A 12147-nucleotide genomic window follows, 5' to 3' on the forward strand; every position below is an offset into this window, starting at 1 on the left:
GTTCATCCAAATGGCGGGATAAACTGCTCGCCAAATCCACTGATGCTTTGCCATCTAAAAAGTTTGCGACAGAACCGTACTCGGTGTCCTTGCGAGATCTGGAGGAGATCCTGGCCGAGCGCGGTGTCACTGTTGATCATGCAACGCTCAGCAGATGGGTGGTTAAATTCTCGCCCTTGGTCGCGATCGAGGCGCATAAGCGAAAGAAGTCCGGCGCCGCTTCCTGGCGCATGGATGAAACCTATCTCAAAGTGCGCGGCCAGTGGATGTATCTCTATCGTGCGATTGATCGTGACGGGAAAACCCTTGATTTCATGCTATCTGAACATCGGGACACTGCAGCGGCCAAGAAGTTTTTTGCGAAGGCATTGGCCAACAACGGCATTCCATTGCGGATCGTGATCGACAAGAGCGGAGCAAATGCTGCCGGAATCAATGAAGTAAACAAGATCCTCAAGCGATTTGGTTGCCCAACCAAGATCACCGCAGTGAGATCCAAGTACCTAAACAATCGAATTGAGCAAGACCATCGCTTTATCAAACGGCGAACGCGTCCGATGCTTGGATTCAAATCCTTCACGTCAGCGGCAGCGACGCTCGATGGCATCGAAGTTGCTCAAATGATCCGGAAGAAACAATTTGAACTGGAGGGCGACGGCTTCGCGCAGTTTGCGGCTCTCGCTGGATAACCGTGTCTAGTCGTTAGGATATTTTTGCGCTGAGTACGAGTTTGCGACAAAACCGAGAGATCAGCTTCTTCGGGCTTGTCTTCTTCCGGTTGGGCTTCATCTGCCTTGATCTCGTCGAGATCTGTTGTCCCGCGGGTGATGGACCTGAATGGCTTGCCGTCGAATTCTGTGATGTGCTGCAACCAGAACTCATCCACATGGTCGGACAGGAGCAGCACCTCGACCCCTTTGGCTTTGAAGCCCTCCAGATGTGGAGACTGGGCCAGTTTGGCCGGATCTTCGCCCGCGATGTAGAAGATCGCCTCTTGTCCCTCTTTCATACGAGCCACGTAATCTGCAAGGCTTGTCAAGTCGCCGACAGCGGTGGAGGCGAAGCGGCAAATCTCGAGGATCCGATCGCGGAGCGCGGCATCTTCGACCAGGCCTTCCTTCAGCACTGCACCGAAATTGCCCCAGAATGTTGCGTACTCATCAGGTGCTTTGGTGGCTTTTTTCTTCAGCTCACTCAAAACCTTCTTCGTGATCGAAGTCTTGATCTTGGCGAGCTGCGGATCGGTTTGCAACATCTCGCGCGAGACGTTGAGCGACAGATCCTGGCTATCCACAACCCCGCGCAGAAAGCGTAGATACGCTGGTATCAGATCCTTCGTAGTCTCGGAAATAAAGACCCGATTGACATAGAGCTTCACATGGCTTTTGCGCTCGGGCTCAAAGAGGTCGAACGGTTGGGTGCTGGGTACAAAGAGCAGGCTGGTGTGGTTGAGCGTGCCTTCGACCTTATTATGCATCACGTTCCACGGCGCATCAAAGGCGTGGGAGCAGTGACGGTAGAACTCGGTGTATTGCTCCTCCGAGATGTCCTTCGCAGGGCGGGTCCAGAGTGCTTCGGCTGAATTGAGCGTGTCTTCTCCAAGTTTAACCGGGAAGTTGATATGCTCGGAATAGGTCTTGATGATGTGCCGAATACGGGCCTCTTCGGCAAACTCCTTTGCGTCTTTTTTGAGGTGCAACGTCACTGTAGTTCCGTTGGTCACGCGCTCGGTCGGCTCAATGGAGAACTCGCCCTTGCCGTCAGAAGACCAAAGCCAGGCCTCGCTCTCGCCTGCCTTGCGGGTCACGACATCGACCCGAGACGCCACCATGAACGCTGAATAAAAACCCACACCAAACTGGCCAATCAGGCCTGGCTTGTCCTTGTCGTCAGCCTTGAGCGCTTCAATGAAAGCACCGGTGCCGGATTTGGCAATGGTGCCAAGGGTCTCAAGCAGATCAGCGTGGTTCATGCCGATACCATTGTCCGAAATCGACAACGCCTTGGTCTTGGCATCAATCTCAAGCGTGATCGCAAAATCCTCGGATGGGGCAAGCGACGCGTCGGTCAGGGCAGCGTAGCGCAGCTTGTCACAGGCGTCGGATGCATTGGATACGAGCTCTCGCAAAAACACCTCGCGGTTGGAATAAAGCGAACCCGCGACGATCTCCAAGAGCTGGCCCACTTCGGTCTGGAAGGAAAACGTTTCTTTCTCAAGGGTCTCTGTCATGGCTCGTAACTCCTATTGGCAATCGCGGCGCAAACTAATGATCTATCATGCCGGTTTCAACTAGCCCCAAGGGCCACCTCTCGAAGGGTGGGCGCTGCTTTTCAACCCTTTGGCACCACCAAGTGCCCGCAGCTTGGCGATGCGCTTGTCTATCGGCGGGTGCGTGGCAAAAAGGCTATCCACCGCCTGCATATGAAGCGGGTTGACGATGAACATATGCGCCGTGGCCGGGTTACGCTCGGCAGCAATATTGTCGATCCGGCCAGAGAGCTGGCCCAATCGGGCGAGCGCCGAGGCCAACCAATCAGGATTACCGCAGATCGCGGCCCCCTCGGCATCTGCCTCATACTCACGCACCCGGCTGATCGCCATCTGCACCATGCCCGCAGCCAGGGGCGCAAGGATCATCATGGCAATAGTACCGACAATACCCAAAGGCCTGTCGCGCCCGCCGCCAAAGAAGATCGCGAAATTCGCCAGCATCGAAACTGCCCCGGCCAGGGTTGCGGTGATGGTCATCGTAAGCGTGTCGCGGTTTTTGATATGTGCCAGCTCATGAGCAACAACAGCAGCCATCTCTTCGCGGCTCATGTTGCTCAACAAGCCGCGCGTGACGGCAACAGCGGCATTCTCCGGATTGCGTCCGGTGGCGAAGGCGTTGGGCTGCTCGGTCTCCATGATGTAGAGCGCGGGCATGGGCATACCGGCCTTCCGGGCCATCATTTCGGTCATTTTCCACAGCTCCGGTGCCGAGCGCGCATCAACACGCCGCGCACCATGCATACGCAGAACGGCTTTGTCCGAATTCCAGTAGGAGAAGAAGTTCATCGCAAATGCGAGGCAGAGCGCGATGACAAGGCCCACCTCACCGCCCAGCATGAGCCCGATGACACCCACAAAAGCTGACATCACGGCCATGAGAACAAACGTACGCACCATCAGACTTGGCCTCCAAAACCCATCGCCGCGCATATAGGATCTGCCTTTTGCGAGAACAATGACCTGGTACGGGAAGTAGCTGGATTGCGGGCAAAACTGTAATTCGGAGAAACTAATTCAACTTCTTCTATCCCAAGCTGCGGCCTTTGATGTTAGAACCGCAGAAGAAAAACATTGAACAGATGACTGACAATGAAGCTGGAATTTCATCACATTAACTTTGTGGCCGACGATGTCGATCGTATGCACGACTTTTACACAAGCGTACTTGGTCTTGCTGATATCCCACAACAAAATTTCCCTCGCACTGAAGCAAACGAAGATATGGGCTATGACGGCAAAATCAGATTTGCGACCGAAGGTAGCATGCAGATGCATCTTGCAGAACGGGACTTAGGTGTCGCGTTCAAAAACATGCATGCAATAAATCCGGTTGAACGAGGGCATATTGCCTTTCGTACCGATGACCTTGATGCCTTTCTCAGAAAGCTCGATGAATGCGGCATTCCATACTCAGACTATGGAACGGCTTTCTCGAAAGAGTGGCACCAAGTGTTCTTTCACGACCCAGAAGGAAACGTGATTGAAGTTCATCAAAAAGTCTCCTCCATGGGATAGGCAAATCGCTTGCGAAGCGAAGTTCCACTCGTGCATTTGACGGCCCAAAGCTGCCATTCATCGGGTCAGGCCACGCCGCAACGCAGCTTCATCAAACCGGCCATTCGCTGCGCGGGCGAGATCCGTGCGTTGTGATAGGTAAGCACCGCGGACGAAGGGGGCTTTCGCATTATCTCGGACAACGACGCCAGGCAGCCCTAAAAACAATCAAGGGATCTGTCACGACCGGCCGCCAGAGCGGCGGCGACCTTGACCGACGCCTTCCGGCACAGCCGCGCGCCAAGCTGAGGTGCCCTTGCAGCGGGAACAGATGCGCTCGCCAAAACCTTCACTCCAGAAAGAGGATTTGCAGCGCAAGCAGAACCGTTCCTTGGGCGCATCTGCAAGCGCACGCATTGGCGGTTCCGAGACGATGAATTCCTTCTTCTTTTGCATCAGTTCCTCGCGTATCGTTGATTCAGGCATTCGCTTCTTCCACTTCATTCAGGTACAAGCGAAGTGGCCTGTTGGCATGGCATCCCTTCATTTTCGGCGTTCTGAATTTCAGAGCTGTCCTGCGAAAAAACTTGCGGGGTCTCGTCTTTGGGACTTTGGTCAACGAGATCGATATTCTCCCGCGTTGTCCGCGATCCAGAGTAAAGATGGCGCAATTGGGCCTCGGATACCCCGTCGGCCTGCATCACAAGCTGCACCATTGGGTCTGCCAGCATTTCTTCCAGAAAAACATCAGACAGCTCTCTTCCTGAAAGCTTGTCCTTCGCGCGGGCATTGTCGAGATCAATTAATGAAACGGTTAGGCTCCGGGTTAATCCCGGATGGGAAATGCGTGGATGCAGGTGGACAACAACCGAGGCCTTCCAAGCTTCAGGGTCTTGGTGATCCGGAGGCGAGGCGAGTTCGGTCTCGATTTCATACTCGCCGGCGGGGAGCGTTTCTGCAAAACCGGGCACTGTGAATGGCCAGTCGAAAACTGCGATGGTCTTGCTGAATTGGTCATCCATTGCGGTGGTCCTTTCGATTAAGGGCCAGGTAGGGCTCGCCAGCCCGTTCCGGCGCGACTCTCGGGGTTTTTCGAGATTGGCTGAACCGGCCTTTGCCGCCCTGATTGTCGGTTTCCTTATTCGACGGTTCAGCAGGACGGCAGACCTAATAGCCAGGTCATTGAAAGACATGATCCCAATCGATTTCGGATTTTCCACTGAGACCTCGGTGCGTCGGTCAGACCCGAAAATTCGCACGTAGCCTATCAGTATATGGGGTTTGAAGGGCCGATTTACTACGGCGCGTTGCCAAGCAAATCAGCACATGACGCTCGGTATCGGACCGCTATTTGAGAAGTTACAACAACTTCAAATTTAGGCAGGCTTCGCTATCCCCGTTAGTTTTGGCAAGTTTTCCTTGCATAGTCGAATTCTCGCGACATCCGGCGCGTTTATTGCCCCCAATAAGAGCGTTGTAGTTCATGCCTATTTTCATTTCGCGCCTGACGGGCCCGGTGAGTTTGGCTGAGCCAGTGTGATCGCTTGTTGCGCCGCGGTAGATTGTACCTGAGGGAAATTTCAGACTGCTTGCATCGGCATCCCACTTTCTAACACCAAGGGTCGAACAGGTTCCTTGGTCGCCTTCCAGTTGCAATCCAAACATCCCACTTACCGTAGCAAACCAGTGTGAATTGACAAGGGCGGCCTTGACGCAATCATATTAAGATGCATCAAGGTTCAGCCCTTCTATGCACGCTTTGGCGAGATCGCGGTTCGGAGAATCGGAACCAGGCATGGTTGCCCAACCCGCATCCATCACGGCGTCGCGTCGCTTGTACGACGTGGCAGCCTGGATCGTTGCGAGCTTTGCTAAACGCTGATTATCCGTGCGGGACATGTCGTGGCAAATTGGCACGAGCGCCGCGATCACCTGGTCCCGCGCCATTTCGCTTGCCAACTTGTTCGCGCTTCCGCCAGTCATCCAGCCGCCCCAAGAAAATCCAACAACGCCGACAAACACCGCGCCGAGCAGCGCGCCATACATACCAGGTTTCAGCCATTCAGGATTGGTCATATCAAGTCCTCCAGCGGAGAAAGCGCCGCTTCGCTATGTTGAATTGTTTCACAACGGGCCTAGTCGCAGGCAATGGCGTGCTCCAGATCCTTTTGTGTTGTCATGTGCATCGTTGTTTGACCGACATGACTCCCTCGACCTCTGACCATCAGGTAGGTCGCGGTGCGTCGGTAAGCCTCAAAGCTGACGCCTTGCAGCAACTCCTCCTCGAAGAGAATTTCATACGCACCAGCCGGAAACACGATGTCGCTGTTTCCCAACCTGAAGGCATTGGTGAACGTCACCATTGATCTGATCGAACGCGTGAGCATCCCATACCTCCGTTGAATTGATCGCTGGATTTCCGGCACCGACCATGGTCGGCCGCATCAGTCCAGATGCCCCGTCAAGTCACAGCACTTAGGGCTATATTATTCCCAACCCACGGGCTTTATGCTGATCGAAGTTAGTACCCATCAGATTCTTTACTGTCAGGATGTGTGCAACAGCCTCACTCCCGACAATCGGGGCTAGAAGGTGGCGCATCCAGGCAGATGCAAGTCTTTGCGCCTTGCAGCAATCAAGCAATATTGAATGCGGTATACAACGCGTTGGTCGGTATCTTTGTCCCAACGATTTTTGTCGAGCGCCGCTCCCCCAGTCCGAAAGGAAAAATCATGTCTGTATCAGATGTTCTTCGCCCGGATGGCTCCGACTACGACCCTTTCCTGCTTGCAGAAGTGGGTGAAGAACCGGTGCAACAGTCACGGCTTTGTCAGCCCTTGCGCGTCTCGGGCTCGAGCCTTGGACCGAGGCTCGTGAGCTTACACTTCTGGGCCGAGATGCAGCGCATGCCCGGCTGAAAGCGCATCTTTCAACAGTCAGAGATGTACCCACGCTTAATCATGCGAGCGGTAGTGTGGCGACAAAGTTGGTGGCCTTGTTACCTAAGCGCGTGTCGCATCGCGTTTCGAAACTGCCAGAGACAATAAAGTATAACGGCCCCAGGATCCCGATTTATTGGATGCTGATTGCACTCATGGGCGCTCTGATACTTGCGCGGATCTTTTATCTCGCTCAAGCGGGCTAACCTGCGTCAGTACGAAGGCGCTCTGAAACCCGTTAGGTAACATGTGTCCGCTGTGTATTTGGTTGGCATTTTTTTTGAGTATCTGAGGGGCGCGGGGAACATGGAGCTCCCCAAAAGGGCTGTATGAGTCTCGTGCTTCTTATTCTCGGACGGTCAGGAAAGGACATTCCAATGAATGATGAAGACCAGAGTCAGGAAAACCTCACCGTCAAGCACATGGCCTCCGTCAAGGCCGCCTAGGACAAAGCGCCTGAAGGCCCCAAAAAGGCGACGGCATTGAAACACTATCAGGCCGCTGAAAGTGCCCACGAAGCAGAAAATGACGAAGAGGCTCACAAGGAACTCAAGGAAGCCAGTAGGGCGCTGATGTAACGTCACGCGTTGGAGATGTAGGCAGGATCGTCCAAAACCAGATTGTGGACCCAATCAGGCCAGAAGCGGCCGCTTCTGATCCAGATACGCTGGATCGAAATCCGCCAGTTTAACCAGACCCTCATAGTTATTGAACGTCACAGACCCATCCCGAAATGTAACCAACTCGTCCTCCCTGAGTTTGCGCAGGACGCGGTTGACGTGAATGGCGCTCAATCCCAGTGCATCGGCAAGATGGTACTGTGTGAGCGGGCAGGCATAGCCTTTCTTGCTGCCCATCCCCACAAGCGACAGCCTGACTCCAAGTTCCAGTAGGAAATGTGCCATGCGCGCATCCGCATCACGCCGCCCAAGCCCGACAAGATGTTCGACAACCATCGCTTCGTCGCGTGACACGGCCCATAAAACTGCAGTGGCCAGCCGAGGTGTCTCTGCGAAGGCTTGCAAAAGATCACTCACCAGAACCTCGGCGGCTTCGATATCAACAATCGGCTCAATGCCATGGTCTGAAGTGTGCAACAAAACGCTGCGCAGCCCAAGGAAATCCCCAGGAATCTGGAAATCGACGATTTGGCGTGATCCGTCAGGCTGAATCTTATATGAAACAACCCAGCCTGCGGCGAGGATATAGGCAGCCTGTTCCGATTGTCCCTGATAAACAAGATCTCGGCCAGCCTCAAAGGTTCTCCTCCGCTGGTGCAATTGTTCCAAAACGGCCAGTTCCGCCTCTGCCAAGGCAACAAATGCCGAGAGTTTCTGTGTTAGCGGGCTGGTGTTGGTGTTCATCGTTGGATTTCCCCGAGCCTGCAAAGACTCTACGAAGAATTTGGTATTGAGGCTACTTTCGATCAGTCCAAAATACCAAAACTCATATGACAATAGAAAAACCATCACCACCTCGCCTGGTCACGAATCCAATGACTTTAAAAGGAATGACCCCAATGTCAGACCACCAAGATCCCGCAGGCATGGCTGCACTCTCGATCTGCGAGGCTCTTCTACTTGCCTTAAACGATCTCAATCTTCTTCAGGAACGTGAGATCGTCGGGGTTTTGCGCGATGCTGCCGTGACCCACGAGTGTGCCAATGGTTCGGAATTAGAGCTAGAAACCCATTCGGCAGTCGCCAAATTGATCAACGAGATTATTGTCAGCGGTAACTTCTCGCGCCGATCTTAGATCACGCGGCCGGATACTTGGACGTCCTGTTGTTCGTGTTTCTACCGACGATGCTCCTCGCTGCAATTGCTGGTATGTGGTTCTTTTACCTGCAGCACCAGTTCGAGGATACCAGTTGGCAGCGGGAAAATGATTGGAGCATTCTGGATGCGGCGCTTGAAGGCAGTTCACACTATGCACTGCCCGGAATGCTGCGCTGGATCACCGGGAATACCGGAGTTCACCATGTTCATAATCTGGCCAGCCGTATCCCGTTCTATCGTCTTCCCGAGGTCCTTCGAGGTCATGACGTCCTTGCCAACACCCGGCGCATCACTCTCCGCGATAGCTTGCGCTTCTCAAGCCTCGCGCTCTGGGACGAAACCGAACGCATCGTTATAGTGAGTTATGAATCAATCCGGGTATAGATCAGAAACTTCGGAAACCAAATTGCGAAGCATGCCAAAGCGGCGCTCCAATGGCCTTCGGACACCATGGGCCGGAGTTGCGGCTATTGCCCATGTCTCCATCCCTTCCTAACGACGCGAATCCTGCACGCACTGCTGTGGTTCAATCTTCGTCTTGCGACTATGAAAATTACTTTTTCTTATTCCCGATCCTGACCGGCCTCTGACCCTTTGTGAAATCGGCCGTCGCCACGATTTTTTCCTTTGGTTTCTTTGGCTTTTTAACTTCGCGGTTGCCGCGCCTCTTGTCACCTTTTGACATCTAAATTCCTTTCAGGTTGGTTTCTCTCAATACGTTTGCATGTTACAAATCGACCGACTGCATTGAGGTGGTCCCGTCGTTGGGTCAAAAGACCTGCGTCACGCCCTCAAGGGTCCCAAATCTGATGCAGTTCCAGACCTGTTGGGTTTTTGTGCGACCATCGCCTCGGTTGTGATCAGAAGGCTTGCAATCGACGCCGCATCTTCCAGAGCAACCCGGACAACTTTGGTGGGGTCAATGATCCCCGCTGTCAGCATGTCGACATAAGTTTCCGTTTGAGCGTCGAACCCGAAGGATGGGTTTTCGCTTTCGATGATCTTTGCCGCGACGACCGATCCGTCCACGCCGGCATTTTCGACAATCTGGCGCAGCGGTGCCTGGATTGATCGCCGGACGATCCTGATGCCGGCATCCTGGTCGGAGTTGGCACCTTTAAGGGTCGCAAGCGCTTTGTCTGAATGGAGCAGCGCAACACCACCGCCTGGAACAACACCTTCCTGAACCGCCGCGCGAGTGGCGTTCAACGCGTCGTCAACCCGGTCTTTGCGTTCCGTTACCTCAATCTCCGTGGCCCCTCCGACCCGGATGATGGCGACCCCGCCTGTCAGTTTAGCAAGACGACTCTGCAGCTTTTCCCGTTCGTAGTCGGACGTCGTATCTTCGATTTGGGAGCGAATCTGGGCGACCCGTGAAGTGATTGCTGATTTGTCGCCAGCGCCATCAATGACGGTCGTATCGTCCTTTGAGATGACGACTTTCTTTGCGGCACCGAGCATGTCCAGCGTGACGGTTTCAAGCTTGGCCCCCAAATCGGTCGAGATCACTTGACCGCCCGTCAGGATCGCGAGATCCTCCAGCATCTCCCTGCGGCTATCCCCAAACCCAGGCGCCTTCACGGCGGCAACTTTCAATCCACCACGAAGCTTGTTGACCACAAGCATGGCCAGCGCATCGCCCTCCACGTCCTCGGCAACAACCAGAAGCTGCTTTTCGGCTTCCATGACTGCTTCGAGGAACGGCACCATGTCGGCAAGAGACGACAACTTGCTCTCGTGGAACAGTATAACGCAGTCTTCCAGCTCTACGCTCATCTTGACCACATTTGTTATGAAATATGGGCTAAGGTAACCGCGATCGAAATTCATACCTTCGACCACTTCGGTTTCGGTCTCCAATCCCTTGCTCTCTTCAACCGTGATTACGCCTTCAGTGCCGACCGCAGCCATCGCATGGGCGATCTGACGGCCAATCGCTATATCTCCGTTGGCGGAGATGGCCCCTACCTTCGCAATTTCGACACTGTCGCCAACCGGTCGGGACAGGTCCTTGATCTTTGCGGCGACGACCCGGACGGCTTGTTCAATACCTCGCTTCAGATCCATCGGATTCATGCCAGCGGCAACGGCCTTCATCCCTTCCTTGACGATCGCCTGAGCCAGTACGGTAGCAGTGGTTGTGCCGTCGCCAGCCTCTTCGTTGGTGCGGGACGCGACTTCCTTCACCATCTGGGCTCCCATGTTTTCAAAGTGATCCGGAAGCTCGAATTCTTTGGCAACAGTAACGCCGTCCTTGGTGATACGCGGGGCACCGTGGGATCTGTCCAAAATGACGTTTCGACCTTTTGGACCAAGAGTGATCCTGACGGTGTTCGCCAGCATGTTGATCCCTGTTAGCATTCGGCTGCGCGCATCAGCACTGAATTTGACGTCTTTGGCGGACATGTCGGGAACTCCCTGAGACAAGGATTGGATGATGGTCTGCTGCGTCGGAAAAGACCGTCTGGTCCATGGTCTTTTCGTCTTCGTCGAAAAGGCGACGCTAAGTGAACGGCTTCGAAGCACTCCTTTTTAAGGTTTGCCGAGCAGAACAGCACTGGACGGAGGCGTGCTGATCGGGCGAGTTTCATTCGGGCGGGAGCGGTGGCGGATTCTTTTTCGGGTCCACTTCAAAGGTCGGGAGTCAAACCACTACCGCGCGGTGTCACAAACATCGAACCGTGTTTTTGGTGACTATGATCGCGTTAATCAAGTCAGCAACGGCCTGATGGCATTTTGTTTCCAATCCTATTGTTGGAGCGTTTTCGTGAGCCGTCACCGCGGCGCGTAATTCCCTCGCGGCTTGGCGTTCCGGAAGCAATTTTTGATTATTCAAGGAGAGCGATGGTGCCTCATAGATCGAGAGTGCCGCTATTCCTGCAAACTCTGTTGGGTCAGACATCATGGGCCGTTCCTGTCGCGTTAACTCATCAGGACCAGAAGTGGGCTCGATGAATTCAACCATCGTTGCAGAATTTTCTGCATGTTGGACTGATTGAAAGCAGCTTCGCGTCGAATTTTCTCGTGAAATTTTCGCCGCACTTGGATGACCCAATAAAAACAATCGAAAACAGACCTCTCACTCGAAAACTATCTGCAATCGTCGCTCTTTCGGGTGCTGAACGGTTGTGTTGCAAACTTTTAGAACGGCCAGAGTTAACGACATGCTGGACACATTTATCCAGCGATCACACCAAACAACCGAAAGCCCAAAGTTGTAGCGCTAGAGAGCTGCTTCATTCGGATCATATAGACGACTTCAATGCCATCCAAGTTAGCGGACGCAGATGCGAAAGATTTGAACCCACACATGCGCCGAACACGCTGTATTTTGAACTGATGTTCTTGCTCGATCAGTCTATTCAGGAGTTTCGACCTTATTGTCTGTACTTTAACCGGGCAACCAAATCGCCTCAAGTTCCTGTTCACTTCTTGAAATACCTGCTGCGTTGGCTCCGCTCTTATCGATTACGGTTTTGCCAGTGCTTCCGATTGACTACAACGCTTTGGCAAAGAACTTGGTTGCTGCGAGACCGTTCCATCGCTCAGGCAGCACGAAATCATGGGTGTTCCCTGTCACCTGCTTTATCGACAGTTCGATAAAGGCGCATCCAATTGCCGCGAACACGCAGTTAAATCCGGTCCATGCGCCAGGAATTCAGC

16 protein-coding genes are annotated in these 12147 nt (G+C 53.7%); 5 read left to right on the top strand and 11 right to left on the bottom strand.

Features of this window, described 5'->3' with window-relative positions; translation table 11 throughout:
• Positions 1-23 precede the first annotated feature (23 nt).
• Positions 24-689, top strand: a complete 666-nt coding sequence (locus AC2FI8_RS21290) for an IS6 family transposase (protein WP_496780913.1) — start codon at positions 24-26, stop codon at positions 687-689.
• On the opposite strand, the gene htpG is transcribed toward AC2FI8_RS21290, so the two are convergent.
• Both htpG and htpX read right to left on the bottom strand, forming a co-directional pair.
• On the bottom strand, positions 617-2230 hold the full coding sequence (htpG, locus tag AC2FI8_RS21295) for a molecular chaperone HtpG (protein WP_496780895.1): 1614 nt from the start codon (positions 2228-2230) through the stop codon (positions 617-619). The two genes, AC2FI8_RS21290 and htpG, sit on opposite strands and share 73 nt — an antisense overlap.
• A 60-nt stretch (positions 2231-2290) precedes the next feature.
• A complete protein-coding gene (gene htpX, locus AC2FI8_RS21300; RefSeq protein ID WP_496780896.1) occupies positions 2291-3169 on the bottom strand; it encodes a zinc metalloprotease HtpX in 879 nt (292 codons plus the stop codon).
• 192 nt (positions 3170-3361) lie between these two features.
• On the opposite strand from htpX, the gene AC2FI8_RS21305 reads away from it, so the two are divergent.
• Positions 3362-3787 (top strand): VOC family protein, encoded by a 426-nt coding sequence (locus tag AC2FI8_RS21305; RefSeq protein ID WP_496707563.1) that lies wholly within the window; start codon positions 3362-3364, stop codon positions 3785-3787.
• 219 nt (positions 3788-4006) lie between these two features.
• Here AC2FI8_RS21305 and AC2FI8_RS21310 read toward each other — a convergent pair whose 3' ends face one another.
• The 5 genes from AC2FI8_RS21310 to AC2FI8_RS21330 form a co-directional block, all read right to left on the bottom strand.
• Positions 4007-4252, bottom strand: coding sequence for a hypothetical protein (locus tag AC2FI8_RS21310; protein WP_496707561.1), 246 nt, complete (start codon positions 4250-4252; stop codon positions 4007-4009).
• A gap of 14 nt (positions 4253-4266) precedes the next feature.
• The gene (locus AC2FI8_RS21315) at positions 4267-4788 is read right to left on the bottom strand and encodes a hypothetical protein (protein WP_496720973.1); all 522 of its coding nucleotides are present in this window, start codon (positions 4786-4788) and stop codon (positions 4267-4269) included.
• A gap of 337 nt (positions 4789-5125) precedes the next feature.
• Positions 5126-5431 carry a hypothetical protein gene (locus AC2FI8_RS21320; RefSeq protein WP_496780897.1) on the bottom strand — a complete coding sequence of 102 codons (306 nt, stop codon included), beginning with the start codon at positions 5429-5431 and terminating at the stop codon, positions 5126-5128.
• A 57-nt stretch (positions 5432-5488) separates the two neighbouring features.
• Entirely contained in the window at positions 5489-5842 is a 354-nt protein-coding gene (locus AC2FI8_RS21325; protein ID WP_176865328.1) for a hypothetical protein, read from the bottom strand.
• Positions 5843-5901: 59 nt separating this feature from the next.
• The gene (locus AC2FI8_RS21330; protein WP_299893153.1) at positions 5902-6153 is read right to left on the bottom strand and encodes a hypothetical protein; all 252 of its coding nucleotides are present in this window, start codon (positions 6151-6153) and stop codon (positions 5902-5904) included.
• A gap of 345 nt (positions 6154-6498) precedes the next feature.
• Here AC2FI8_RS21330 and AC2FI8_RS21335 point away from each other — a divergent pair, with 345 nt between their 5' ends.
• Entirely contained in the window at positions 6499-6684 is a 186-nt protein-coding gene (locus AC2FI8_RS21335) for a hypothetical protein (protein WP_496780898.1), read from the top strand.
• Positions 6685-7337: 653 nt separating this feature from the next.
• Here AC2FI8_RS21335 and AC2FI8_RS21340 read toward each other — a convergent pair.
• Positions 7338-8069 carry a Crp/Fnr family transcriptional regulator gene (locus AC2FI8_RS21340; protein ID WP_496780899.1) on the bottom strand — a complete coding sequence of 244 codons (732 nt, stop codon included), beginning with the start codon at positions 8067-8069 and terminating at the stop codon, positions 7338-7340.
• 155 nt (positions 8070-8224) lie between these two features.
• Between AC2FI8_RS21340 and AC2FI8_RS21345 the strand changes: the two genes are divergently transcribed.
• Positions 8225-8461 carry a hypothetical protein gene (locus AC2FI8_RS21345; RefSeq protein WP_299664513.1) on the top strand — a complete coding sequence of 79 codons (237 nt, stop codon included), beginning with the start codon at positions 8225-8227 and terminating at the stop codon, positions 8459-8461.
• A gap of 17 nt (positions 8462-8478) precedes the next feature.
• A complete protein-coding gene (locus AC2FI8_RS21350; RefSeq protein ID WP_496737249.1) occupies positions 8479-8868 on the top strand; it encodes a fatty acid desaturase in 390 nt (129 codons plus the stop codon).
• 399 nt (positions 8869-9267) lie between these two features.
• Here the strand turns inward: AC2FI8_RS21350 and groL are convergent, their stop codons facing one another.
• The 3 genes from groL to AC2FI8_RS21365 form a co-directional block, all read right to left on the bottom strand.
• Positions 9268-10890, bottom strand: coding sequence for a chaperonin GroEL (groL, locus tag AC2FI8_RS21355; RefSeq protein WP_496707552.1), 1623 nt, complete (start codon positions 10888-10890; stop codon positions 9268-9270).
• A 259-nt stretch (positions 10891-11149) separates the two neighbouring features.
• Entirely contained in the window at positions 11150-11389 is a 240-nt protein-coding gene (locus AC2FI8_RS21360) for a hypothetical protein (protein ID WP_282121193.1), read from the bottom strand.
• Between the two features lie 272 nt (positions 11390-11661).
• A complete protein-coding gene (locus AC2FI8_RS21365; RefSeq protein ID WP_366524170.1) occupies positions 11662-11913 on the bottom strand; it encodes a DDE-type integrase/transposase/recombinase in 252 nt (83 codons plus the stop codon).
• Positions 11914-12147 lie beyond the last annotated feature (234 nt).

The organism is Ruegeria sp. CDSB029 (assembly GCF_059611125.1).

Coding starts and splice junctions, on each gene's coding strand:
- AC2FI8_RS21345 (WP_299664513.1), top strand. CDS start 8,225: ATGTCAGACCACCAAGATCCCGCAGGCATGGCTGCACTCTCGATCTGC.
- AC2FI8_RS21305 (WP_496707563.1), top strand. CDS start 3,362: ATGAAGCTGGAATTTCATCACATTAACTTTGTGGCCGACGATGTCGAT.
- AC2FI8_RS21340 (WP_496780899.1), bottom strand. CDS start 8,069: ATGAACACCAACACCAGCCCGCTAACACAGAAACTCTCGGCATTTGTT.
- AC2FI8_RS21330 (WP_299893153.1), bottom strand. CDS start 6,153: ATGCTCACGCGTTCGATCAGATCAATGGTGACGTTCACCAATGCCTTC.
- AC2FI8_RS21325 (WP_176865328.1), bottom strand. CDS start 5,842: ATGACCAATCCTGAATGGCTGAAACCTGGTATGTATGGCGCGCTGCTC.
- AC2FI8_RS21310 (WP_496707561.1), bottom strand. CDS start 4,252: ATGCCTGAATCAACGATACGCGAGGAACTGATGCAAAAGAAGAAGGAA.
- htpX (WP_496780896.1), bottom strand. CDS start 3,169: ATGGTGCGTACGTTTGTTCTCATGGCCGTGATGTCAGCTTTTGTGGGT.
- AC2FI8_RS21335 (WP_496780898.1), top strand. CDS start 6,499: ATGTCTGTATCAGATGTTCTTCGCCCGGATGGCTCCGACTACGACCCT.
- AC2FI8_RS21320 (WP_496780897.1), bottom strand. CDS start 5,431: ATGTTTGGATTGCAACTGGAAGGCGACCAAGGAACCTGTTCGACCCTT.
- htpG (WP_496780895.1), bottom strand. CDS start 2,230: ATGACAGAGACCCTTGAGAAAGAAACGTTTTCCTTCCAGACCGAAGTG.
- groL (WP_496707552.1), bottom strand. CDS start 10,890: ATGTCCGCCAAAGACGTCAAATTCAGTGCTGATGCGCGCAGCCGAATG.
- AC2FI8_RS21315 (WP_496720973.1), bottom strand. CDS start 4,788: ATGGATGACCAATTCAGCAAGACCATCGCAGTTTTCGACTGGCCATTC.
- AC2FI8_RS21360 (WP_282121193.1), bottom strand. CDS start 11,389: ATGATGTCTGACCCAACAGAGTTTGCAGGAATAGCGGCACTCTCGATC.